19 protein-coding genes are annotated in these 24,098 nt (G+C 64.4%); 7 read left to right on the top strand and 12 right to left on the bottom strand.

Translation table 11 applies throughout. The features are described 5' to 3' along the window. Positions 1–370: 370 nt before the first annotated feature. A complete protein-coding gene (locus BRAS3843_RS41630) occupies positions 371–526 on the top strand; it encodes a hypothetical protein (protein ID WP_008971193.1) in 156 nt (51 codons plus the stop codon). 216 nt (positions 527–742) lie between these two features. Here BRAS3843_RS41630 and BRAS3843_RS21700 read toward each other — a convergent pair whose 3' ends face one another. The 7 genes from BRAS3843_RS21700 to BRAS3843_RS21670 form a co-directional block, all read right to left on the bottom strand. Next, positions 743–2,260, bottom strand: coding sequence for a tripartite tricarboxylate transporter permease (locus BRAS3843_RS21700; RefSeq protein ID WP_008971192.1), 1,518 nt, complete (start codon positions 2,258–2,260; stop codon positions 743–745). Between the two features lie 79 nt (positions 2,261–2,339). Next, positions 2,340–2,888 carry a tripartite tricarboxylate transporter TctB family protein gene (locus tag BRAS3843_RS21695; protein WP_008971191.1) on the bottom strand — a complete coding sequence of 183 codons (549 nt, stop codon included), beginning with the start codon at positions 2,886–2,888 and terminating at the stop codon, positions 2,340–2,342. A gap of 133 nt (positions 2,889–3,021) precedes the next feature. Then, positions 3,022–4,008 (bottom strand): tripartite tricarboxylate transporter substrate-binding protein, encoded by a 987-nt coding sequence (locus tag BRAS3843_RS21690; RefSeq protein ID WP_008971190.1) that lies wholly within the window; start codon positions 4,006–4,008, stop codon positions 3,022–3,024. 140 nt (positions 4,009–4,148) lie between these two features. Then, a complete protein-coding gene (locus BRAS3843_RS21685; protein ID WP_008971189.1) occupies positions 4,149–4,946 on the bottom strand; it encodes an enoyl-CoA hydratase/isomerase family protein in 798 nt (265 codons plus the stop codon). 93 nt (positions 4,947–5,039) lie between these two features. Beyond that, entirely contained in the window at positions 5,040–6,233 is a 1,194-nt protein-coding gene (locus BRAS3843_RS21680) for an aminotransferase class V-fold PLP-dependent enzyme (RefSeq protein WP_035982406.1), read from the bottom strand. Positions 6,234–6,354: 121 nt separating this feature from the next. Then, entirely contained in the window at positions 6,355–7,638 is a 1,284-nt protein-coding gene (locus tag BRAS3843_RS21675) for an MFS transporter (protein WP_008971187.1), read from the bottom strand. Between the two features lie 77 nt (positions 7,639–7,715). Then, positions 7,716–8,924, bottom strand: a complete 1,209-nt coding sequence (locus tag BRAS3843_RS21670; RefSeq protein WP_008971186.1) for an alanine--glyoxylate aminotransferase family protein — start codon at positions 8,922–8,924, stop codon at positions 7,716–7,718. 129 nt (positions 8,925–9,053) lie between these two features. Between BRAS3843_RS21670 and BRAS3843_RS21665 the strand changes: the two genes are divergently transcribed. The 3 genes from BRAS3843_RS21665 (at position 9,054) to BRAS3843_RS21655 (ending at position 13,519) form a co-directional block, all read left to right on the top strand. Beyond that, positions 9,054–9,845: a GntR family transcriptional regulator gene (locus BRAS3843_RS21665; protein WP_008971185.1), complete on the top strand. Its 792-nt coding sequence runs from the start codon at positions 9,054–9,056 to the stop codon at positions 9,843–9,845. Between the two features lie 131 nt (positions 9,846–9,976). Beyond that, on the top strand, positions 9,977–12,931 hold the full coding sequence (locus tag BRAS3843_RS21660) for an FAD-binding and (Fe-S)-binding domain-containing protein (RefSeq protein WP_008971184.1): 2,955 nt from the start codon (positions 9,977–9,979) through the stop codon (positions 12,929–12,931). 159 nt (positions 12,932–13,090) lie between these two features. Next, complete coding sequence (locus tag BRAS3843_RS21655; RefSeq protein WP_008971183.1) at positions 13,091–13,519, top strand: heme-binding protein; 429 nt, start codon at positions 13,091–13,093, stop codon at positions 13,517–13,519. A 68-nt stretch (positions 13,520–13,587) separates the two neighbouring features. Here BRAS3843_RS21655 and BRAS3843_RS21650 read toward each other — a convergent pair whose 3' ends face one another. After that, on the bottom strand, positions 13,588–14,391 hold the full coding sequence (locus BRAS3843_RS21650) for a hypothetical protein (protein ID WP_008971182.1): 804 nt from the start codon (positions 14,389–14,391) through the stop codon (positions 13,588–13,590). 128 nt (positions 14,392–14,519) lie between these two features. Between BRAS3843_RS21650 and BRAS3843_RS21645 the strand changes: the two genes are divergently transcribed. The 3 genes from BRAS3843_RS21645 (at position 14,520) to BRAS3843_RS21635 (ending at position 17,199) form a co-directional block, all read left to right on the top strand. Beyond that, positions 14,520–15,101 (top strand): NAD(P)H-dependent oxidoreductase, encoded by a 582-nt coding sequence (locus BRAS3843_RS21645; RefSeq protein ID WP_008971181.1) that lies wholly within the window; start codon positions 14,520–14,522, stop codon positions 15,099–15,101. Between the two features lie 80 nt (positions 15,102–15,181). Beyond that, the gene (locus tag BRAS3843_RS21640) at positions 15,182–16,039 is read left to right on the top strand and encodes an MBL fold metallo-hydrolase (RefSeq protein ID WP_008971180.1); all 858 of its coding nucleotides are present in this window, start codon (positions 15,182–15,184) and stop codon (positions 16,037–16,039) included. Positions 16,040–16,134: 95 nt separating this feature from the next. Then, positions 16,135–17,199: an SDR family oxidoreductase gene (locus BRAS3843_RS21635; RefSeq protein WP_008971179.1), complete on the top strand. Its 1,065-nt coding sequence runs from the start codon at positions 16,135–16,137 to the stop codon at positions 17,197–17,199. On the opposite strand, the gene BRAS3843_RS21630 is transcribed toward BRAS3843_RS21635, so the two are convergent. The 4 genes from BRAS3843_RS21630 to BRAS3843_RS21615 form a co-directional block, all read right to left on the bottom strand. Continuing rightward, positions 17,177–18,046 (bottom strand): GNAT family N-acetyltransferase, encoded by an 870-nt coding sequence (locus BRAS3843_RS21630; protein WP_035982405.1) that lies wholly within the window; start codon positions 18,044–18,046, stop codon positions 17,177–17,179. The two genes, BRAS3843_RS21635 and BRAS3843_RS21630, sit on opposite strands and share 23 nt — an antisense overlap. Positions 18,047–19,046: 1,000 nt before the next feature. Next, complete coding sequence (locus BRAS3843_RS21625) at positions 19,047–19,829, bottom strand: enoyl-CoA hydratase/isomerase family protein (RefSeq protein WP_008971176.1); 783 nt, start codon at positions 19,827–19,829, stop codon at positions 19,047–19,049. Positions 19,830–19,901: 72 nt separating this feature from the next. Beyond that, complete coding sequence (locus BRAS3843_RS21620; protein ID WP_035982413.1) at positions 19,902–20,639, bottom strand: alpha/beta fold hydrolase; 738 nt, start codon at positions 20,637–20,639, stop codon at positions 19,902–19,904. Next, the gene (locus tag BRAS3843_RS21615; RefSeq protein ID WP_008971174.1) at positions 20,639–24,061 is read right to left on the bottom strand and encodes an acyl-[ACP]--phospholipid O-acyltransferase; all 3,423 of its coding nucleotides are present in this window, start codon (positions 24,059–24,061) and stop codon (positions 20,639–20,641) included. The genes BRAS3843_RS21620 and BRAS3843_RS21615 overlap by 1 nt, the downstream gene beginning before the upstream one ends. Positions 24,062–24,098 lie beyond the last annotated feature (37 nt).

Raw genomic sequence — 24,098 nt, 5'->3', positions numbered from 1 at the left:
TCACCTCTCCCCGCTTGCGGGGAGAGGTCGGATTGCATTGCCAGATGCAATCCGGGTGAGGGGGTACAGGTCCAACGACTCGCACCGATCATGCGTCTGCCCCTCACCCCAACCCTCTGCCCGTAAGAACGGGGAGAGGGAGCACACCGACTCCGCCGCACCAGCGTGCTATGCGCTCAATTAGGAAATGCGTGCACGCCCTACCGGCCACGAACGGACAAAAGCCGCCGCGCCTTGCTGTTGCCCAAATATCACCACGGCCGAACTTCAGACTTGGTCAGATTGAGGTCGTTTCAGGACCGCTGTATGCTTAGTTCCGTCAATGGATGTGGGCCGCAACGGACGGCTCGCACCGTCCGGGAGCCGGTCCATGAGCGCGACAGAACTGAAGGACTTTCTTGCGGCCATGGACGTCGCGCGCCAGGCCAACATGGCGGCGTTGGAAGCCGTTGACGGTCGTCTCGAAGGCGATTTCGACGAGGATGTGGGGTCCGCTCTCTCCTGCCGGTCCGTGACCATCCACTAAGGCCCGAGCTGGTTCGCCGCTCATTCCGCTGGCGATCGAACTCCGCCACAATTCCATTCCAATTGAAGCGACGGCGCAGGGTGAGCAAAGGCGCGCCTGCGACAAGGCCTACGAAACATAAGCGCGGCGCGCGCCGTGCCCACCATATCTCCACGCGTGCCGAGCCAAATGGTGGGCACGCACCGCCTTGCGGCGGTGCTCTGCCCACCCTACAAGCTACGCCTCAACCTTTGCCGCAGAATTCCGCAGCCTGAGGCCGCCGACGACGCGGTCGATCACCGGCCAGAACAGCAGCAGGATTGCGAGCGTCGTGATGGTGCCGACCAGCCCGTTCGACCAGAACACCTTCATGTCGCCGCCGGAGATGATCATCGACTGGCGGAAGGCGTCCTCGGCGCGGCTGCCCAGCACCAGAGCCAGCGTGAACGGCGCCAAGGGAATCTTGATCTTCTTGAAGACGTAGCCGACCACGCCGAAGCCGAGCATCAGCCAGACGTCGAACATCGCGTTTTGGATCGCATAGGCGCCGATCGCGCAGGACACCACGATCATCGGCGCCACGGCTGCGAACGGCACTCGCAGGATCGAGGCGAAGATCGGCACCGTGGTCAGCACCAGCACCAGGCCGACGACGTTGCCGAGATACATCGAAGCGATCAGGCCCCAGACGAAATCCTTGTGCTCGACGAACAGCAGCGGTCCGGGATTGAGGCCCCACACCATCAAGCCGCCAAGCAGGATCGCGGCCGTCCCCGAGCCGGGAATGCCGAGCGCCAGCATCGGCAGCAGCGCCGAGGTGCCGGAGGCATGCGCAGCGGTCTCAGGCGCGAACACCCCTTCGATGCGACCCTTGCCGAAGCTTTCCTGATCCTTGGCAAAGCGTTTGGCGAGGTTGTAGCCCATGAAGGACGCGGCGATCGCGCCGCCCGGCGTGATGCCGAGCCAGCAGCCGATCACCGACGAACGCAGCAGCGTCATCCAGTATTTCGGCAGGTCCTTCCACACCGAGAGCACGGTGCGGAGCGAGATCGAGGCGGCGTGGCCGTGCAGCGCCAGCCGCTCCTCCATGGTCAACAGGATCTCGCTGATGCCGAACAGGCCGATTACCGCGACCAGGAAGTTGATGCCGCGAAGCAAGTCGGTCGAACCGAACGTCATGCGCAGCTGGCCCGACACGGTGTCCATGCCGATGCCGGCGAGCAGAAGGCCAAGCGACATCGAGATCACCGTCTTGTGCTTGTCCTCGCGGCCGAGGCCGACGAAGGAGCAGAAGGTGAGCAGATAGACGGCGAAGAATTCGGGCGGCCCGAAGCGCAGAGCGAAGGAGGAGATCCAGGGCGCCAGGAAGGTGATCAGGAGCACGGCGACCAGCGAGCCGATGAAGGACGAAGTGAAGGCCGCAGTGAGCGCTTCCGCCGCCCGCCCCTGCTGCGCCATCGGATAGCCGTCGAAGGTGGTCGCGACCGACCAGGCTTCACCGGGGATGTTGAACAGGATCGAGGTGATGGCGCCGCCGAACAGCGCGCCCCAATAGATGCAGGACAGCATCACGATGGCCGAGGTCGGATCCATCGTGAAGGTCAGCGGCAACAGGATCGCCACCCCGTTCGGACCGCCGAGCCCCGGCAACACGCCGACGAAGACGCCGAGCACGAGCCCGACCATCATCAACAGGAGCGTCTTCCAGGTCAGGAGGACGGCGAACCCATGCAGCAACAGGCCAAAGGCTTCCATCAGGAGTTTCCACTTCCCCGGTCATTGCGAGGAGTGAAGCGGCGCAGCTCGCTCGCAATGACGGATAGAGCTAACAAGGCTAATACCCGAACGCTGCTTCCAGCGGCCCCTTCGGCATGATCACGTCGAAGACCAGGTCGAAGGTCACGAACATTGCGGCGCTGAAGATGAAGGCCGTGAGCAGCGACTTCCACCAGGCGATCTTGCCGACCAGCCGCATGAAGCCTGCGATCAAGAAAAAGCTCGCGACGTAGAGCCCGAGATACTGCATCGCGATGCAGAACAGGAGCGTCGGCACGAACACCGCCATCACCCGGCGCGCCTGCGCGCGCGTGACGAAGGTCTCGCGCGCCTCCTTGCGCGACAGGAACGCCGCAATCAGCCCATAGAGGGAGGCAGCCCCGAGGATCACCGAGAGATAGAACGGGAAATAACCGGGCTCCGGTCCCGTCGCATCCCAGGCCGCACCGGTGCGCCAATTGTCGTAACCGAGCAGCACCGAAAGCGCGAGCAGCAGCAGCGACACCGCGACGTCGACGGCCCGGTTCGAGGTGATGGCGGGCGAATCCTCTTCCGGCGCGGTCGGATCGTCGACGTCGATTTGGATATCGATATCGGTGTTGGACATTTATCAACTCACACCGTGGTCATCGTCCGCGAAGGCGGACGATCCAGTATTCCGAGACAGGAGTGATGATACGTCGGACGTTGCCGGATACTGGATGCCCCGCCTGCGCGGGGCATGACGCCGTCCTGCAACGCTACTTCGCCACAAAACCCGCTTCCGTCATCAGCTGCTTGTTGAGCGCGCCGTCATCCTCCAGGAACTGCAGCATGTCCTTGCCGGTCAGGAACACCGGCTTGAGCGCCTGCTTCTCCATGTAGTCCTTGTATTCCGGCGTCTGGATCAGCTTCTGGAACAGATCGACATAGAACGCCTGCTGCTCCGCCGTCACCTTGCCCGGCAGGAACATGGCGCGCAGCATCAGATACTGGACGTCGAGCCCCTCTTCCTTGCAGGTCGGGATGTCATGCCAGGACTGCGTCTCCGTGACCTTGGCCGTGTAGGAGATGCGCTCCTTGTCGAACACGCAGAGCGGCCGCACCTGGCCGGCGCGCCAGACCTCCAAATTCTCTGACGGGTTGTTGACGTTGGATTCGGTGTGGCCGCCGACCAGCTGGGTCGCCGCCTCGCCACCGGACTTGTAAGGCAGATAGGCGAACTTGGCGCCGGTCTTCAGCTCCACGAACATCGTGAGCACGTGATCCTCGCGCTTGGAGCCGGTGCCGCCCATCTTGAAGGGCGAGCCCGATGCCTTCGCGGCCGCGATGAACTCCTTGACCGACTTCGGACCGGCGACGTTGTCCCACAGCACGAACTGATCGAGCGCGATCACGGAGACCGGCGTGAGTTCATGCCAGTCGAACGGCAGCTTGGCCGACAGCGGCAGCATGTAGATCAGCGAATAGGCAATCAGGACCTTGTTCGGGTCGCCTTCGCTCGACTTCATGTACATCAAGGCTTCGGCCCCGGAGGCGCCGCCCTTGAGCGACACCACGACCGGCGCCTTCATCAGATTGTTCTTCTGGATCGCGGCCTGCATCATCCGCGCCATCTGGTCGGATGCGCCGCCGGCGCCGGCGGCAACGACGATCTCAACCGGCTTGGTCGGCTCCCAGCCGGCCCAGGCCGGCGCGGCCGCAAACAATGCGGCACTCAAGGCCGCAATTGTGACGATCTTACGCAATGGTTTCATCCCCGATCTTCGCCCGCTTGTACCCCACTCCGATACTGCGGGCTTATTGTGATTAGTTCAAGTCGGCTCGCGATCTGCGACATCTTGACTTCGCGTCAGGTTGCAGACCGTTCGCACCACCACTTTCCTGCCTATTTCCCTTTCCAGTTCGGCGTCCGCTTGTTGAGGAAGGCGTCCATGCCTTCGCGGAAATCCTCGCTCATATAGGCGCGCAGGATCAGGTCCTCGCCTTCATCGCGGGACAGCGTCCTGCGGATGCGTCGCACGGCCTCCTTGGTGACTTCGAGGGTGATCGGCGCATGGCCGGCAACCAGCTGCGCCGTTTCCAAGGCGCGCCGCTGCAAGGTCTCGACGTCGGGCACGATTTCGTTGAGCAGGCCGAGCGCGAGCGCCTCCTGGGCTTCCACCAGCCGCGCCTTGAAGATCATGTCCTTGGTACGGGCCGGACCGACCAGCGAGACCACGCGGGAGATGTTCGACATCGACAGGCAATTGCCGAGCGTGCGCGCGATCGGAAAGCCGATCCGCGTGCTTTCCGTGCCGATGCGCAGGTCGCAGCAGGCGGCGATGCCCGCGCCGCCGCCCGTGCAGGCGCCGGCAATCGCGGCGATCACGGGCACGCGGCACTGCTCGAGCGTGCCGAGCACGCGGTCGATCCGCGCTTCGTAATCGAGCGCATCCTGCGCGGTCTTGAAGGCGCGGAACTGGGAGATGTCCGTGCCGGAGGCAAACGCCTTATCGCCGGCGCCGGTCAGGATCAGCGCCTTGATCGAGCGGTCGGCGTTGATGCTTTCGCAGATCGAGGCCAGCTGCTCGTACATCGCAAACGTCATTGCGTTGCGCGCCTGCGGCCGGTTGAAAGTGATCTTCGCGATGCCGTCCTCGACGGCATAAAGCAGATCCTCGGTGCCAGTAACGGGAGCGTTCATCTCGCGACTTCCTGCTGTGACGGGGAGCAGAACGGCTTTAGGACGGATCGCCGCTCCGTTCCACGTCGATGTTCGAGCATCAGCATTGCGACTTCAGGCGACCTTCGACATCGCCGTGACCTCGCGCGTCTTCAACACCTCCATCGCCGCCAGCACGCCGCCTTCGCGATGCGGCACCTTGGCGAGCGCGAGCCCCATCTCGACCCCGGCCAGGGTCCCCATCAGCATCAGGTCGTTGAAATGACCGATATGGCCGATCCGGAACACCTTGCCCTTGATCTTGTTCAGGCCGGTGCCGAGCGACATGTCGAAATTCTCCAGCACCACCTTGCGGAAATGATCCGCGTCATGCCCCTCCGGCATCACGACGCCGGTCAAGGCCGGCGAATGCGCCTGCGGATCCTGGCACTGCGTCTCCAGCCCCCACACCTTCATGGCGGCGCGCGTCGCCTGGCCGTGGCGGCGGTGGCGGGCGAACACGTTCTCATGCCCCTCCTCCTCCAGCATCTTGAGCGCTTCGTTCAGGCCCATCAGCAGATTGCACGCCGGCGTATAGGGGAAGGTGCCGAGCTTGTTGAAGTTGATGACCTCCTGCCAGTCCCAGTAGGAGCGCATGCCGGAATTGGCCTTGGCGGCCGCGAGCGCCTTTTCCGAGACGGCGTTGAAGCCGAGCCCTGGCGGCAGCATCAGGCCTTTCTGCGAGCCGGCCACGGAGATGTCGATGCCCCAGGCGTCGTGCTCATATTCCATCGAGCCTAGCCCTGAGATGGTGTCGACCATCAGAAGCGCCGGATGCGAGGTGCGATCGAGCGCCTTGCGCACCTCGAGCGGCGGGGTGACGCAACCGGTCGAGGTCTCGTTATGGACGACGCAGACCGCCTTGATCTTGTGCCCCTTGTCGGCGGCGAGCCGCTGCTCGATCGCGGCGATGTCGGCGCCATGGCGCCAGTCGCCGGGGATGAAGTCGACATCAAGCTTGAACTTGTCGGCGATGCCCCGCCACAGCACGGCGAACTGGCCGGTCTCGGCCATCAGCACCTTGTCGCCCGGCGAGAGCGTATTGACGATCGCGGCTTCCCAGGCGCCGGTGCCGGACGACGGATAGATGACGACGGGCTGCTTGGTCTTGAACATCCGCTGCGACGCCGCCAGCACGGCAAAGCCGAGCTCCGCAAATTCGGGGCCGCGATGGTCGAGCGTTGGCATGTCCATCGCGCGCAACACGCGGTCCGGCACATTGGTCGGCCCCGGAATCTGGAGAAAATGCCGTCCCGTATGCAAAGTCATAGGCGTTCTTCCCGGTCTTCGAATTGATTGGGCGGCTGGCATACCACCATTCAGCCCACTTGTCCTCCGCCTTGGCGGCGACGTCAACTCAAAGACCGGGAAGGACGGTGTCAAGCCCGCCTCACTCCGCCGGCACTGCGCTCGGCGCGCCGACCACGTCGGCGGTCTCCGAGAACGGCTCCTCGGGGCGCATGAGGAAGGCCGACAGGCCGCCGATCAAGAGCACGCCCATCAGCATCAGGAACGGCAGGTACCAATTGCCGGTGAGATCGATCACCCAGCCCGCCACCAGCGGCGAGGCGATGGCTGCACCGGCAGAGCCCATGTTCATGATCCCCGACGCCGTGCCCGAATATCGCGGCGCAATATCCATCGGCACCGACCACATCGGCCCGATCACCAGCTCGGCGAAGAAGAAGCCGCTCGACAGGCAGAGCGCGACCAGAGTGAGGTCGTGGACGAACAGGATCGGGAACAGCGAAGCGAGAGCACCGGCAAAACCGGCCACCGTCACGGACAACCGCGCCAACCGCACATTGCCAGTGCGCTTGAGAATCGCGTCCGAGAGCATGCCGCCTGCGCTGTCGCCGATCACGCCGGCGAAGAACACGCCAGCCGAAAACAGCGCGGAATTCTTCAGATCCAGATGGAAGTTGTTCTTGAAGAACAGCGGCAGCCAGTTGAGGTAAAGCCACAGGCCCCAGCCGTAGCAGAAATAGGTCAGGGTCACCGGCCACATCCGCCTGAGCAGCGGCCCCCACGGCACCGGCGGCTTGGTGCCGGTCGGCCGCGGCGGCAGCGCGGCGAGCTCAGCCTCGGTAATATGGCGATGCTCCTTGGGCTCGTTGCGGAAGTACCAGACCCACACGATGCCCCAGAGCAGGCTGACGATGCCGAGCACGACGAACGAGCCGCGCCAGGTCAGCCACACCATCAACGCCGCAACCATTGGCGGCGTGATCGCGTTGCCGAGGCGCGAGAACGCGTGCGTCAATCCTTGCGCGAAGCCGCGGCTGGTCGCCGGCGTCCAATATTGCATCGCGCGCGTCGCGGTCGGAAAGGTCGCGCCCTCGCCGAAGCCGAGCGCAAAGCGCGCCACAAACAGCATGGTCAGGCTGCTGACGAAGCCGGTCCCGATGGTGGCGAGCGCCCAGATCATGCCGCACCAGAACAGGGTCTTGCGCGGACCGAAATGATCGCCGACCCAGCCGCCGATCACCTGGAACATGAGATAGGGATAGGCGAAGGCGGAGAACACCAGACCGAGCTGGGTGTTCGAGAGCGAGAGCTCCTTCTGGATCTCGCTGGCGGCCGTGCCGATATTGACCCGGTCGATATAGGTGATGAAGTACATCACGCACAGCATCGCCAGAACGACGTGCGTGGCCTTGAACCGCAGTCCCATGTTCTCTCCCGTCGAATTGTGTTTTGAAGGCGCGTTAAAAAAAGCGGCGCCGGGGCCCGGCACCGCTTCGAGGTCGATCAGGTCCCGACGACCTTCAGATGCGAGCCCGCATTGCCTTGCGGGCGCTCTTCCAGGAGCTTCATGGCGGCATCGACGCCGCCCGAGCGATGCGGCACGCCGGCGACGCGGAGCCCCATTTCGACGCCGGTCAGCGCCGCCATCAGGCTGAGCTCGTTGCATTCGCCGAGATGGCCGATGCGGAACACCTTGCCGGCGACCTTCGAAAGGCCGGAGCCGAGCGACATGTTGTAATTGTCGAGCACGACTTTCCGGAACTGGTCGGCGTCATAGCCGGGCGGCATCAGCACGGCGGTCAGCACCGGCGAGAAATCCTTCGGCTCCTGGCACAGCACCTCCAGGCCCCAATGATCGACCGCGGCGCGGGTCGCGGCGGCCAGCCGCTGATGGCGCGCGAACACCTGGTCGAGCCCTTCTTCAAGCAGCATCGCAACGGCTTCGCGCAGCCCGTAAAGCAGGTTGGTGGCGGGCGTATAAGGGAAGAAGCCGCTTGCATTCGGCTTCAGCATCTCCTCCCAGTCCCAATAGGAGCGCGGCATCTTGTTGGCCTTCGCCGCGGCCCGCGCCTTGGGCGAGATCGCATTGAACCCGAGGCCGGGCGGCAGCATGAAGCCCTTCTGCGAGCAACTGACCGCGACATCCACCTTCCATTCGTCGAAGCGGAAATCGGCCGAGCCGAGGCCGGAGATGGTATCGACCATCAACAGCGCCGGGTGCTTGGCGCGGTCGATCGCCGCGCGCACTTCGCCGATCCGGCTGGTGGCGCCGGTCGAGGTCTCATTGTGCACGACCATCACGGCCTTGATTTCGTGGGCCTTGTCCGCGCTGAGCTTCTCCTCGATGAAGGCCGGATCGACGCCCCGCCGCCAGTCCCCGGGGATGAAGTCGACCTCGATGCCCCAGCGCGCCGCCATCTGCCGCCACAGCGTGGCGAAATGCCCGGTCTCGACCATCAGCACCTTGTCGCCTGACGACAGCGTGTTGACGATCGCCGCCTCCCAGGCGCCGGTGCCCGAGGACGGGAAGATGATGACGTCGCTGACGGTCTTGAAGATTGTCTTCGACCCCTCCAGCACGGTCTTGCCGAGCTCGGCGAATTCGGCGCTGCGGTGGTCGATGACGGGCATGTCCATGGCCCGCAGCACGCGCTCCGGCACCGGGCTCGGACCCGGAATATTGAGGAAATGGCGGCCTTGGTGGCGGGTCACGGGCAAATCTCCCTGAGGTAGCGGCGTTCTGATACCCCAGGATTGCATTCATTTTGTGATATCACAAGGCCAGAATGCATTCATTTTGACGGTCGACGCTGACCGGAACAGTCGTTAGGATTTTAGCCAATGAGCACAACGATTCCCGAGGAAACGGCACCGCCCGCCGCCCCCGACAAGATCGATACACCCGCACGCGACGTCGACGCGCCCGCGCGCGACGAGGTCTCGTTGCACGACGAGATCCTGTCGCGGCTGCGCGACTACATCGTCGAGGGCAATATCGCTGATGGTGGGCGGATTTCCGAGCGCCAGCTCTGCGAGATGCTGAAAGTGTCGCGCACGCCGTTGCGCGAGGCCTTGAAGGTGCTGGCCGCTGAAGGACTGGTTGAACTGCTGCCCAACCGCGGCGCCCGGGTGCGGCCACTCGGCCCCGACGATATCGCCGAATTGTTCGACCTGATGGGCGGGCTCGAAGGTCTCGCCGGCCGCTTGGCCTGCGAGAAGATTTCGGATGAAGACATCGGAAAAATCGAGCAAATTCATCATGATATGTACGGATTTTACATTCGTCAGGACATGCAGGGCTATTTTCGGATGAACCAACTCATCCATCGCGCGATCGTCCACGCGGCAGGCAATACAATGCTGGCGGCGAGCTATGAGAGCCTGGCCGGCCGCATCCGCCGGGTGCGCTATTCCGCCAATTTCGCCCGCAAGCGCGAGCGCTGGAGCGAGGCCATGCGTGAGCACGAGGCGATCCTGGACGCGTTGCGCCGCCGCGCCGGCGGTGAACTCTCCGACATCCTGTTCCAGCATCTGCGCAACAAGGGAGCGGCGGCGATCGCCTATCTCACCGAGCCGACCGCAACTGCGGAGGCGCCGGCCGCCACGTCCGGCAAGCTCGTGAAGGTCGATTGAAAAGCAATCCGCACCGAATTTGCATGCAGATTTTATTTGCCTCTTGGCACAAATGAATGACATCTGGGGCGGGTAAGCGCCAGCCCGGGGACGACACAGACCAAGCCTGGGCCGAGACTTAGGGATCCTCCATGCCGCATGCGAACGCCGGCCCGTCCAAGCTCGAACGCAGGCTGCGTGCCGAGGTTTCCGGCGAAGTCTTTTTCGATCGCTTCAATCGCGGGCGCTACGCCACCGACGCCTCCTTCTATCAGGTGATGCCCGCGGCCGTGGTGCTGCCGCGTACGATCGACGAGGCGTTGCGGGCGCTTTCGATCGCCCGCGACGAGGGCCAGATCGTCACCCCGCGAGGCGGCGGCACCTCGCAATGCGGGCAGACCGTCAATAGCGGCATCGTTGTCGATTTCTCCAAGCATCTGAACCGGCTGCTCTCGCTCGACGTCGAGAACCGCAGCTGCGTGGTCGAGCCCGGCATCGTGCTGGATGACCTCAACCGCCAGCTGAAGAAGCACGGCCTGTGGTTTCCGGTCGACGTCTCCACCGCCTCGCGCGCCACCATCGGCGGCATGGCCGGCAACAATTCCTGCGGCGGGCGCTCCTTGCGCTACGGCACCATGCGCGACAACACCATCGCGATCGATGCCGCGCTCGCCGATGGCACGCTCCTGCATTTCGGCGAGGTGCCGCGCGATCTCACACAGGTGAATTCGCCGGAGAGCGGCCTATCGCTGTTCCGCGACATGCTGGCGCTGGGCGAACGCGAGGCCGCCGAGATCGCCGACAAATTCCCCAAGGTGCAGCGCCGGGTCGGCGGCTACAATCTCGACGCGCTGACGCCACGCAACGCCGCCAACAACATGGCGCATCTCCTGGTCGGCTCGGAGGGCACGCTCGCCTTCTCCACCCGGATCGAGCTGAAGCTGTGGCCCTTGATCCGCAACAAGGTGCTCGGCGTCTGCCATTTCGGCAGCTTCTATGAGGCGATGGATGCGGCCCAGCATCTGGTGAAGCTGAAGCCGATCGCGGTCGAGCTGGTCGACCGCACCATGATCGCGCTGGGCCGCGACATCGCGATGTTCCAGCCGATCATCGGCGCTGCGGTGCGCGGCGATCCCGACGCCATCCTGGTGGTCGAGTTCGCCGAAGAAGACCAGGACCAGAACCTCGCCAAGCTCAAGCAGCTGACCGAGCTGATGGGCGATCTCGGCTTTGCCTGGGACCGCGATATCAGCAAATGGGGCGGCGTGGTCGAAATCATCGAGCCGGCCTTACAGGCCGGCATCGCCGAATTCCGCGCCGCCGGTCTCAACGTGATGATGTCGATGAAAGAGGCCGGCAAGCCCGTGTCCTTCGTCGAGGACTGTGCGGTACCGCTGCCGCATCTCGCCGATTACACCGCGCGGCTGAACGAAGTGTTTGCCAGGCACGGCACCCGCGGCACCATGTATGCGCATGCCTCCGAGGGCTGCCTGCATGTCCGCCCCGTGCTGAACCTGAAGCTGGAGAAAGACGTGCGCGCGATGCGCGCGATCGCGGAGGAAGCCTTCGCGATGGTGCGCGAATACAAGGGCTCGCATTCCGGCGAGCATGGCGACGGCATCGTCCGCTCCGAATTCCACGAGCAGATGTTCGGACGCCGCATCGTTGCCGATTTCAAGGAGGTGAAGCAGCGCTTCGACCCCGAGAGCGTGCTTAACCCCGGCCGCATCGTCGATCCGCCCAGGATGGACGACCGCTCGCTGTTCCGCTATCCGCCGGACTACCAAGTCGGCGAGCTTAAGACCGTGCTCGACTGGTCGGCCTATCCCGGCGCCGGCCGCGGCTTCCAGGGCGCGGTCGAGATGTGCAACAACAACGGCGCCTGCCGCAAGCTCGACGGCGGCGTGATGTGCCCGTCTTACCGCGCGACGCGCAACGAAAAGGATGTCACGCGCGGCCGCGCCAATACGCTCAGACTCGCGATCTCCGGCCAGCTCGGCGCGGATGCGCTCTCCTCCGATGAGATGATGGAGACCCTGAAGCTCTGCGTCTCCTGCAAGGCCTGCCGGCGCGAATGCCCGACCGGCGTCGACATGGCCAAGATGAAGATCGAGGTGCTGGCGGCGCGCGGGCGGACCCATGGCCTCATCTTGCGCGATCGGCTGGTCGCGTTCCTGCCGCGCTATGCCGATCTCGCCGCGCGCTTTGCGCCCCTGGCCAATCTGCGCAACCACAGTCCGCTCTTGCGATCGCTGATGGAACGCTTTGCCGGCATCAGCGCGCGGCGCAAGCTGCCGGCGTTCCGCAACGATACCTTCCGGGTCGATTCCGTGGCGATGGGCCCCGAGAATGGCCGCGAGGTCGTGCTGTTCACCGACACCTTCAATCGCATCTATGAGCGCGAAAATCTCGATGCGGCCTTGCGCGTGCTGATCGCGGGTGGCTATCGCGTCTATATCCCCAAGCCGTCCGACGGCGGCCGTCCGCTGTGCTGCGGCCGTACCTTCCTGTCGGCCGGCCTCGTCGACCTGGCGAGAAGCGAACTCGATCGTCTGGTGGAGACCTATGCGCCGTTTGCCGCGCGCGGCGTGCCGATCATCGGGCTCGAGCCGAGCTGTCTTCTGACCTTGCGCGATGAGCTGCTGTCGCTGCGCGCGGATACCACGGCGAAGACCATCAGCGCGCATGCCCTGCTGCTCGAGGAATTCCTGGCGCGCGAGGCCGAGCAGGGCCGGCTGCAGCTGCCGCTCGGCCCCCTGCCCGGCAAGGCGCTACTGCATGGCCATTGCCACCAGAAATCCTTTGCCGCCTTCAAGCCGGTCGAGCAGGTGCTGCGGCTGATCCCCGAGCTTGCCGTCGAAACCATCGAGTCCTCCTGCTGCGGCATGGCCGGCGCGTTCGGCTATGGCGCCGACACCTATGAGGTCTCAATGACAATGGCCGAAGCCTCGCTGCTGCCGGCCGTGCGCAAGGCGGACGCGGCGACCTACATCGTCGCCGACGGCACCTCTTGCCGCCACCAGATCCAGGACGGCGCTGCGCGCGGCGCCCTCCACGCCGCGCAGATCCTGGCGATGAGCTTGGATCGTGCGCGTATGAATTCGTAGGATGGGCAAAGCGACTGGTCCGCCGAAGCTCGAAGAGCGAAGGCGGAAGCGTGCCCACCGCCGATCTGCAAGTTCCTAATACGGTGGGCACGGCGCTCCGCGTCTTTGCCCACCTTACATTTTCTCGAACTCACCACGGACCGCAAAGGACCCTGACCAATGGCCGACCTCACCCTCGACACTGCCCGCAAGATCCTTGATGCCACGCTGGCGAAAGGCGTCGAGAAGAAGCTGAAGCCGCTGGCGGTCGTCGTGCTCGACGACCGCGGCTGCGTCAAAGCCGCCGCAGCCCAGGACGGCACCAGCCTGATGCGGTCCGAAGTCGCGCATGGCAAGGCCTATGGCGCGCTCGCACTCGGGCTCGGCTCCCGCGCGCTGTTCCAACGCGCGCAGGACCAGGCCTATTTCATCGACGCCGTGAACACGCTGGCACAAGGCCGCCTGGTGCCCGTGCCCGGCGGCGTGCTGATCATGGACGGCACCACCCTGCTCGGCGCCGTCGGCGTCTCCGGTGACTCCTCCGACAATGACGAGATCTGCGCCATCGCCGGCATCGAGGCGGCGGCGCTCAAGCCGAATGCGGGATAGCGAAACCAGATCTCACCAATGTAGTCCCGGCAAGCGCCGGGGCTACCGGATTGAAGACGCCAGCTTGCTTACAAAAGTTTTCCATCTGCAACGTTCAGCCACATTTCAACTGTGCGCTGCGGCGGCTTTATCGGGCGCCCGGATAGGTCCACAAGAGGAATGGACCTATTGTCGATACCTGATTGTTTGAGGACATCAGCTACGACGCGCTCTATTTCAGCGGCCAGAGCGGCATCCTCAAGATAAAAATAGCGCAGGCTTGAGCTCGCAACGAACTCACGACCGCCTTCCATGGTCACCGTAAATTTTCCCTGGGACCCGATCTTCGCTGCCAGGTCGGCTGCCAAAGTCTTTGGTACGCCGGCTCCGACGCGAATCGTTATATGTCCCGCGTCCAGCTTTGCGATGGCTTCCGCCCTGGAGCCCTGTCCAGCTTCCGATTGGGTCACTACGGTTCCGAGTATCTTGACCCGGTCATTGAATTGGTCGAACGCCAATTGTGCGGCTGACTGAAATGCCTGCAACTGCCTCTCCAGATTGCCTTCGTTGCTCAGCGCAACATCCAGTTTCTGGTTGGTATCCTTTAGAGCCTCGGTCAGCTTGGCCGCACTCTTCTGCGCTTCGGTTAGGGAGGCGGAAAGCTGCTCGGTCAAGAGCTTTGCTTGAGCGACCGCCATTTGCGCCGGCTCCATCTTCTCGGCAACGCGCAACTGCACGATGCTTGTAATGAGTGCGGCACCACCAAACCAGGACGCAACAGCAAATATCAAGGCCGCCCAGAAGTAGCGGCCCTTGATCTGCCGGTCGGCCCCCTCTACCACTTTTTCTGCAACCCTCCGCCACAGCAGTTCTTCACGATCCTCATCGTTCATGGTGGCCCTCCGCGAAGCCTGGCGAACAAGCAACTATCTATGGTAGCATCCACGCTCGCACCGGTCACGACTTTCGATAGATCGTGAGCACCGGACGTTCAGCCCCCGATGGCGGCGGAGAGGGCAAGATGAGCCGGCGGATCGCGATCATCCAGGGACATCCGGACGCAACGGCGCACCATCTCCTGCACGCCCTTGCCGATGCCTATGCGGAAGCTGCAACAGAGGCCGGTCACGAGGTGCGCCGTATCGACGTCGGTGCCCTCGATTTCCCGCTGCTGCGCTCGCAAGTCGAATTTGAAACCGGCCAGTTGCCGGCGACGCTGGAGCAGGCGCGAGACGATATGCGCTGGGCCGAACATTGGCTGTTTCTGTTTCCGCTTTGGCATGGAACCATGCCGGCCGTTTTGAAGGGTTTTCTCGAACAGATCTTCCGCCCGAACTTTGCGATGGCATACCGCAAGGACAGCTTTCCAAGGCGATTGTTAGCGGGGCGATCCGCCCGGATCGTGGTCACGATGGGCATGCCGGCCCTGCTCTATCGCTGGTACTTCGGCGCGTTCGGCGTGCGCGGTTTCGAACGCAGCATCTTGCGATTTGCGGGGATCCGGCCCGTGCATGAGAGCCTGTTTGGCCTGACCTTCGCCGATGATCGCAAACGCGCGCGTTGGATCGAGAACATGCGCAAGCACGGCCGCTACGGGGATTGAGCAACTCTCGGTACCGATAGCAACCTTTGAACGGATCGCGGCTTCCTTTCGGTTCAGTACTGGATCGAGGAGGCCGCCCCGTGAACCAGATCCCACTGCCTGAAACGGCCGAGGCCGAGAACCGCGCCGCGGACGAGGCGCGCGACGACGGTGTCCGCGAGATCGCCCCCGATGTCGGCTACCGACAGCTTGCGATCGTCAACGTCGTCTTCTACGGACCGCCCGCATCAGGCGATGGCAATTGGGTACTGATCGACACCGGCGTGTTCGCCTCGGGTCCTGCAATCCGCCACGCCGCACGCGCCCGCTTCGGCGGCAACGGCAAGCCGGCCTGTATCATCCAGACCCACGGCCATTTCGACCATGTCGGGCTGCTGGAAACGCTGAGCAGCGAATGGAACGTGCCGGTCTATGCGCATCCGCTCGAACTGCCCTATCTCAATGGAACGCGCTCCTATCCGCCCGCCGATCCCGAGGTCGGCGGCGGCCTGCTGGCGCTGTTGTCACCGATGTTCCCGACCCGGCCGGTGCACGTGTCGTCGCGCCTGCACAGCCTTCCCGACGATCACAGCGTGCCGTTCATGCCGGAGTTCCGCTGGCTGCACACGCCCGGTCACGCCCCCGGACACATCTCGCTGTGGCGGGAGCGTGATCGTCTCCTGATCGCCGGCGATGCGGTCGTGACCACCGCGCAGGAATCCGTCTATGCGGCCGTGATGCAGAAGCCGGAGATGCATGGGCCGCCGATGTACTTCACGCCGGACTGGGCCGCGGCACGCGAGTCGGTGCGCGCACTCGCCGCACTCTCGCCGGAGACCGTGATCACCGGGCACGGCGCGGCCATGCGGGGCCCTGAGATGCGCAAGGCGCTGGACCAGCTCGCGCGCGAGTTCGACGACATCGCGGTTCCCAAAGCCGGCCGCTACGCGCCGTCGTGACGCACGCACGGTACGTCAGCGCGCATGATGCATCGCGGTGCGAAACAATGGCGGCCGGTCAACGTTTGTAGGGCGGGGCACGTTGGAGACTGCACATGTCTCGTCGACAGCAACCTCGTACCATCATCATCACCGGCGCCTCCGCCGGCGTCGGTCGTGCCATCGCCAAACGGTTCGGAGAGGCTGGCGATCGCGTCGGGCTGATCGCGCGCGACGAGGACGCGCTGAAGGATGTGCAGCGTGAGCTGCAAGGCTGCTTTGCGCACGCGGAGTATGAAGCCGTCGATGTCGCGGACGCGGATGCCTTGTTTGCCGCCGCCGAAAGGCTCGAATATCGGCTCGGCCCGGTCGACATCTGGATCAATGATGCAATGGAGACGGTGTTCTCGCTTGTGGCGGACATCAGGCCTGACGAATTCCGCCGCGTCACCGAGGTGACCTATCTTGGCTTCGTCTACGGCACCATGGCGGCGCTGAGATCGATGCGGCCGCGCGGCCAGGGGCGCATCATCCAGATCGGCTCCGCGCTCGCCTATCGCGGCATTCCCTTGCAGGCCGCTTATTGCGGCGCCAAGCATGCCATCCGCGGCTTCACCAATTCCTTGCGTACCGAGCTGATCAACGAGGGCTCCGCGATCACGATCAGCATGGTCGACCTGCCGGCGGTGAACACGCCGCAATTCGACTGGGCGCGCGCGCATATTCCGCACACCCCGCGTCCGATGGGGCGGCCGGTCGAGCCCGAAGTGATCGCCGACGCGGTCTATCGGATCGCCGATGGGATGTTCCGCGAATACTGGATCGGCTGGCAGACCCTGCTCACCATTCTCGGCAATGCGGTGGCCCCCGCTTATCTTGATCGCTATCTCGCGCGCAAGGCCGTGACCGGGCAGCAGACCGACGTGCCGCTGGTGCCGGACCGTGCCGACAATCTCGATCATCCCGTGACACGGCTGCATCGTGTCAGAGGCTCATTCGGCAGGGAATCCGCGCAAGACGCCGTGCTCATTCCAGGCGATGTCGCCCGCGCCGCAACCGTCGCGCTCGGCGCTGCGGTGTTCTTCGTGCTCGGCAGGCTGACCGCGAGTGCCAGGCAGCGGCGCTCGCCACGCCGCTCGCTTGTGATGAGAGGGCCTGTCACCCGAGCTCGAAACTGGTGACGCCGAACACCCGGTCCGTCCGCAGATCGGGGATCGCGCCGGTATACATGCGTGCGGTCTCGAACACCGGCGTGAGCCCGAGATGCTGCGCCAGCGCAGCCGCGTCGCGATTGACAGCGGGAACATCGAGGAAGAGTTCGGCGTCGCCGATCTCGGCCAGCAGGGCCGACAGCACGGCTTCAGCGGCGGCGCGATCGGCGGCGACCAGCGGGCCGATCTTGTAGCCGAGCCGGCACGGCCGGATCACGCCCCAGCCGGCCAGGTCGCCATCGCGTATCAGCGCGCGACCGACATGACCGGGTGCGTTGATCCAGGCGCGCAGGAAGGCGACGCGTGGTGCCGGAAAAACGCTCGCATCGGAAGCTTCGATCGCGCTGGAGGAGATTGCGGTCAGCGGGACGACGCCGGCTTGCGAGATCGCCGGAGCGCCGACCGTGCCGCCGTAGCGAATATTGGCATAAGCATAGTGAAAGCCGGATTTTCTGTAATTGTCCTGCTGCGCGACCACACCGTCGAGGCCGATCACGCGGCGACCGGCATGCGCCATGGCCGCGTTCCAGATCCGCAGCCCATAACCGCGGCCACGCAGATCCTGCCGCACGATGTAGAAACCGAGAAAGGCGAAGTGTGCGTCGTAGTTGACGCAGGAGACGGTCGCGACCGGCGCCCCATTGCGTTCGGCGATCAGAAAGCCTTGCGGATCGACCGTCGCGAAGCACGCGGCATCGGCAAGGCCGGGATTCCAGCCCTCGGCTGCAGCCCAATCGATGGCGAGCGCGATCTCCTCCTGCCGCATCGGCCTGATGTGCAACCCGCTGGCGTCGGGGTATCCGGAAGATCGCGTCATCTCAGCCTCGATGCGAAAGCTGCAACATCCGGCAATGATGAGACCATATGACCCCCAGGGCAACCGGTGCGCGCCAATTTTACGACGACACCTTAGCGCCGGAGAGAATCCGTCCAAGCCGACTGTTCAATTCCCGCCAAGAAAGGACCAGATGGCACGCGTTAGCTACACCCCGCCCTCGTCAGCCGAGGAGTGTGCGGGTCCCGACGAGACTCTCGATCGCACTGCTCATAGTGCCGTGTGTGATCTCAACGTGATTGCCCGTCGTGCCAACGTGTCGCAGATCTTTACTGTTGCACCGTCGGGCAAATCACCGGCAGATTCTCCTGCGTCTCGGCCTCTCCAAGAGGGGCGCTTCGCGATCGTCACGAGTGTTGGGTCCGGGATGCGATGGGCGTGTCGATGTTGCAGCGTGATCTCATCATGCCGACGAACAACACGATGCGCACGGCGAAATCGTGTGGTCCTGGCGCCCCGGTGCTGGCGCTAAGGTTCGCGGTGCTCGACGAGCCCGTGGCCGACGGGGGCAAGAAAGCCGATCCCCGGGGAGATCGCGTATAAGCCGTAAAGCCGTTGCGCAGGGAAGGCCGGTGTTCGGCTCGTACCTGTGGTGACTGCCGCCTGCTTTCTTTGATGCAGGCGGGCCATGGGTGCAGGCCTTGCATCCGGCCTTCCCTGCACCCTCTTCGATTTCAGAGGGTGACGACGACAAGCATCACTCGGACATTTTGTCGCGAGAACGCAGACGTGTATCTGCCCGGCAGATTGGCAATTGAATCAGAATGTCGCCACACACATCTCCCTGTCGTCCCGGCCAAGCGAACGCAGTGAGCGCGAGCCGGGAGCCATAGCCACAGGGCAGAGTGGAGCGCGAGCTGGAGCTTCTAGCGTGCGCAATGATAACCGACGGTGGTTATGGGTCCCTGCGTTCGCAGTGACGACACCGAATACGGCGCGATATCGCAGCGACCCAACTAACAGCAGATCAACGAGGAGCCGCTCACTTTCCCGTCCACACCGGCTTGCGCTTCTCGGCAAACGCCTTCAGCCCTTCCTTGGCGTCTTCGGTCATCGCCAGCAGTGCGATCTGGCTCTCGGTATAGGCGATGGCCTCGTCGAACGACATCGACGCGATGGCGCGCATCGCATATTTGCCGCGGCGGATCGCGGTCGGAGATTTGTCGACGATACGGCCGATCAGCCAGTTGATCTTGGCGTCGAGCTCGGCCGCAGGCACGACGTAGTTGAGGAGGCCGGCGGCTTGCGCAGCCTTCGCATCGAACGGCTCGCCGGTCAGCGCCCATTCGCTGACGAGGCGCGGCGGCGCGATGGTCTGCAGCAGGCTCAGCACCTGCATCGGGAACACCCCGACCTTCACCTCCGGCAGGCCGAAGATCACGTTGTCGGCGGCCACCGCCATATCGGTCATGCAGAGCAGCCCCATGCCCCCGGCCATGCAGACGCCTCCGACCCGCGCGATCGCAGGCTTGGTCGCATTCTGCGACAGCCTGAGCAGATCGGCGTAGTCCACATTGGGACGCGAGAAATCCATCGCGAAGGCAGCGCCGGAATTCTGCAGATCGGCGCCGGCGCAGAACGCCTTCTCCCCCGCACCGGTCAGCACGATGACGCGGACATCCGCATCCTCATGAGCCTGCCGATAGCCTTGGGCGATGCCGGCGATCACCTCGCCATTGAGCGCGTTGCGCTTGTCCGGCCGATTGATGGTGATCCAGAGAGCCTGTCCGCGCTTGTCGAGGATCACGCTTGGCGTATCGGTCATGGCCTTGCCTATCTGCTGCTATCCGGAACGGGATTGTCGCCGGATAGCTGCCACGAGCAAGGAAAACTTGCGTCAGGTCGCCGCCGGGCGGTTCATCTCGCGCGGCTCGCGACGCCAGGTCGGGCGACCGCGCTCGAACCGGCCGTTGCGCAGGAAGGCAACCGTCTGCCGGACCGCGGTGGGATGGAGCAACAGGCCCATATGCGAGGCCTTGACCGTCATATGGTCGGTCATGTCGGCGAGCTTGCAGCTTTCCACCGACACTCGGCCGTCATTCGGCCAAGGCAGCAGGAACAGGGCCGAGATCGGATCGAGGAAGCGGTTGCCGGCGATGACGCCGACCTCGTAGTCGAGCGGCGGCAGCGACGCCAGGGTGACGTGCTTGGTGGTCACCAGCTGGAGTCCGGCGGGACCGAAATAGCTGCGATACAGCGCAATGTGCTTCAACCGATCGGCAATCTCGCTGCCGCCGTTCGGCGTGCCCAGCATGACGACGCGGCCGAGTCGCGCCGGGCGGTGCTCTGCAATGTAGACCCGTGCCAAAAGCCCGCCCATCGAATGGGTGACGAAGTGAATCGGGCCCTGCAGGCTCGCCGCAAAACGCGCGATCGCCGGGTGGATGTCCTCGGCGAGTTGTTCCAGCGGCTTCTTGCGGCTTTCATAGTCGAGATTGAGCGTCGCAAATCCCGCGCGCTGCAGCGCGCTCTCCAGCCGGCGCAGCATCAATGAGCGGCCGGCGATGCCGTGCAGCAGAACCACCCCTGCGATACAGGGGCTGCTCTGCGAACGACGTCGGCGCAACGATGCGATCAAGCGACCTCCCGCTCCGTCGACTCTCCCGCGGCGCCGCCCGCGGCAGCCGATTCGGCGAGCGCTTTCGCCGCAACATAGTCGGTCTTGCCGCTGCCGAGCAGCGGCACCTTGTCGACCACCATCACAGTTGCGGGAACGGCAAGCTCGGGCGCGCCTTGCGCCTTGGCCTGACGCTGCATGCTGCCGCGATCGGCGTCCCTCTGGGTCGTGAGCAGGACGATGCGCTCGCCCTTGCGCTCATCGGGGATCGACACCGCGACCGAGATCGCCTGCGGCCACACCGCGGCGGCGATCTGCTCGACAACCGACAGCGAGACCATCTCACCCGCGATCTTGGCGAAGCGCTTGGCACGGCCCTTGATGGTGATGAAGCCCTGCGCATCGATGGTGACGATGTCGCCGGTGTCGTGCCAGCCCTCGGGGAGGGCCTCCAGCACGCCCGGATTTTCCGCGCGCAGATAGCCGAGCATCACGTTCGGGCCGCGCACCGACAAGCGGCCGCCCTCCTCGATTCCCGGCACCTTGTCGAGCCGGTATTCCATCAGCGGCGACAGCCGGCCGACGGTGCCGACGCGGTTGGCCATCGGCGTGTTCATGGCCAGCACCGGTGCGGTCTCGGTCACGCCATAGCCTTCGAGCACGCGGATACCATAGCGCTCCATATAGACCTGCCGCGTGCGGTCCTTCACCGGCTCGGCGCCGGCGATCACCAGCCGCAGCGTGCGGAAATCATAGGCATGGGCCGAACGGGCATAACCGGTCAGGAAGGTGTCGGTGCCGAACAGGATGGTGGCGCCGGTCTGATAGATCAATTCGGGCACGATCCGGTAATGCAGCGGCGACGGGTACATGTAGATCGGGATACCCGCCAAGATGGGCATCATCATGCCGCCGGTAAGGCCAAAAGAGTGGAACACCGGCAGGACGTTGAACACGAGGTCGTTGGCATTGGCATCGACGCGGGCGAGCGCCTGCGCCGCATTGGCCAGGATGTTGCGGTGGGACAGCACGACGCCCTTCGGGGTACCTTCCGACCCCGAGGTGAACAGAACCACTGCGGGATGGGTGGCGTTGCGGGCGACCCGCGGATGAATGCCGTCGGCAAAGCCCTTGATCTTGTCCATCAGACCGATCGAGGCACGCACATCCTCCAGATACACCAGCCGCGCCTGGCCTTCGATTGCGGCGATCAGCTTGTCGAGCTTGCCCTTCTCGATAAAGGCGCGCGAGGTCAGCACCGTCGTCACCTGCGCCGCCTTCATCGCCGCCAGCACATTCACGGGACCGGCCGAGAAGTTGAGCATCGCCGGCACCCGGCCGATCGACTGCAGCGCCATGAACACGACGGCAACGCCGGCCGAGTTCGGCAGCAGGACGCCGACGTTGTCGCCGACGATGCTGCCCTGCTCCAGCTTGCGGCTGAGCACCTGGGCCCCGAGCAGGAGCTTGCGATAGGTCAGTTGAGTCCCGAGCGGATCCTGGATCAGCACCTTGCCGGTGTCGCGATCGCGATAGGCATGCGCCAGTGCCTCGAACAGGGTCTGGTCGAGCATCGCGTTCTTGACCATGGCGTCGATCATGACGTCCTGCAGCGCAGCTCCGGCCGCATTGCGCCGGGTCTTGCCTTTGAGAGACTCGTCGATCGACAGTTTCACCGGCGGCAAGATCGTAACGGTCACCTTCGGAAACCAGGAGCGCTTGATCTGGCCGTGCTTGAGATAGCTGAGATGCGAGCGCTGCGCGCCCTCGATCCGCACGGGCACGACGACGGCATCGGCCTTGTCGGCGATCATCGCGGTGCCGTCGTAGACCTTCATCAGCGAACCGGACAGCGTGAGGCGGCCCTCCGGGAAGATCACCACCGGCTCGCTGCCGGCGACGAGCTTGATCAGATCGCGCGCGCCGAGCGGCTTGGTCGGATCGATGGTGATGTGGCGAACCATCTTCAGGAAGATCTTCGCCCACCAGGCCTGCGCGATGCCGGTGTCCACCGCGAAGGTGGCATCGATCGGCAGGATCGCGTGCAGCAAGGGTCCATCGACCAGGCTGACGTGGTTGGGCGCGATCAGCATGCGGGTGCCGGCGGGCGGCAGGTTTTCCAGGCCGCGCACCTCGGTGCGAAACATCGCACGGAACAGCAGCGCGCCGAAATCGCGCACGCCTTCCTTGCCCCATTTGTTGAGCACGAACCAGACCGAGGCGAAGCTCGCGAGCGCAAGCCCGAAGAAGATCCAGGCGATCGAGAGACCGGCGGCCTGCAGGCCCGCGACGAACAGCGAGCCGACCACCATGAAAGCTGCCTGCAGGATGTTGCCGGCGGCGATCACCCGCGCACGCTCGGACGGCGCCGACCAAGCCTGCACCGCGGCGAAGGCCGGCACCACGAACAGGCCGCCGCCGAAGGCGAACAGCGCGAAATCGATCACCATGCGGAAGCCTGCCCAGGAGCCGAGGAAGGCCATTGGCGTGATGTCCTTCGCCGTTTCGGTCGTGCCGATCGCCCAGGACAGATCGAGCCCGAGCACACCCATGATGATGGCGCCGATCGGCACCAGCGCCAGGTTCGGCCGGACATGGCTGAGCTGGGCGGCAAACAGCGAGCCGATCGCAATACCGATCGCAAAGATCGCAAGGCACAGCGTGACCACACCCTCGGTACCGCCGACGACGCCCTTGATCAGCGCCGGCAGCAGCGACAGCACGACCGCACCGGCGAGCCAGAACCAAGACACGATGACCATGCCGTCCCACAGCCGCGACTCGGCATAGAGCGATTTCAAGAGATGCAGCGTCGACGTCCAGGGATTGGCGGTGATGCGGAGATCGGGAGCGGACGGCGTCGTATGCGGGATCTGCGCGGCAGAAGCCCAGGACATCAGCGCAAGACCGACGACCGCGAGCGACACCCAGCCCATATGCGTGGAGCCGGAGACGAGCTGGCCACCGGCGATGGTGCCGATCAGGATCGCCAGGAAGGTCGCGCCCTCGACCAGCGCGTTGCCGGTGGCGAGTTCGCCGACCGTGAGCTGATCCGGAAGCATCGCGTATTTCACCGGCCCGAACAGCGCCGCGACGATGCCGAACAGGCCGAGCGCGACGAACAGCAGCGGGACCGAATGCAGGAAGAAGCCGAGCGCAGCAAAGACCGCCGCGAAGATCTCGACGAACTTCAGACGGCGCGCCACCACGCCCTTGATGTACTTGTCGGCCAGCTCGCCGCCGAGGCCGGACAGAATGAAGAACGGGAAGATGAAGACCGCGCCCGCAACCGTCACCAGCGCATCGCCATGCGCCGCGACGGCGCCATAGAGCAGCATGATGACGAGCGCATTCTTCAGGACGTTGTCATTGAGTGCGGAGCAGAACTGCGCCCAGAACAGCGGGGCAAAGCGACGCGACGACATCAGTTGCTTGATCATTGTCGTTTCCTGGTGTGCTGCGGGCTAGGCCGCGAAA

Origin of the sequence: Bradyrhizobium sp. STM 3843 (assembly GCF_000239815.1) — a bacterium.
GTDB lineage: Bacteria > Pseudomonadota > Alphaproteobacteria > Rhizobiales > Xanthobacteraceae > Bradyrhizobium.
This window is presented reverse-complemented; position numbering and strand designations above follow the sequence as displayed.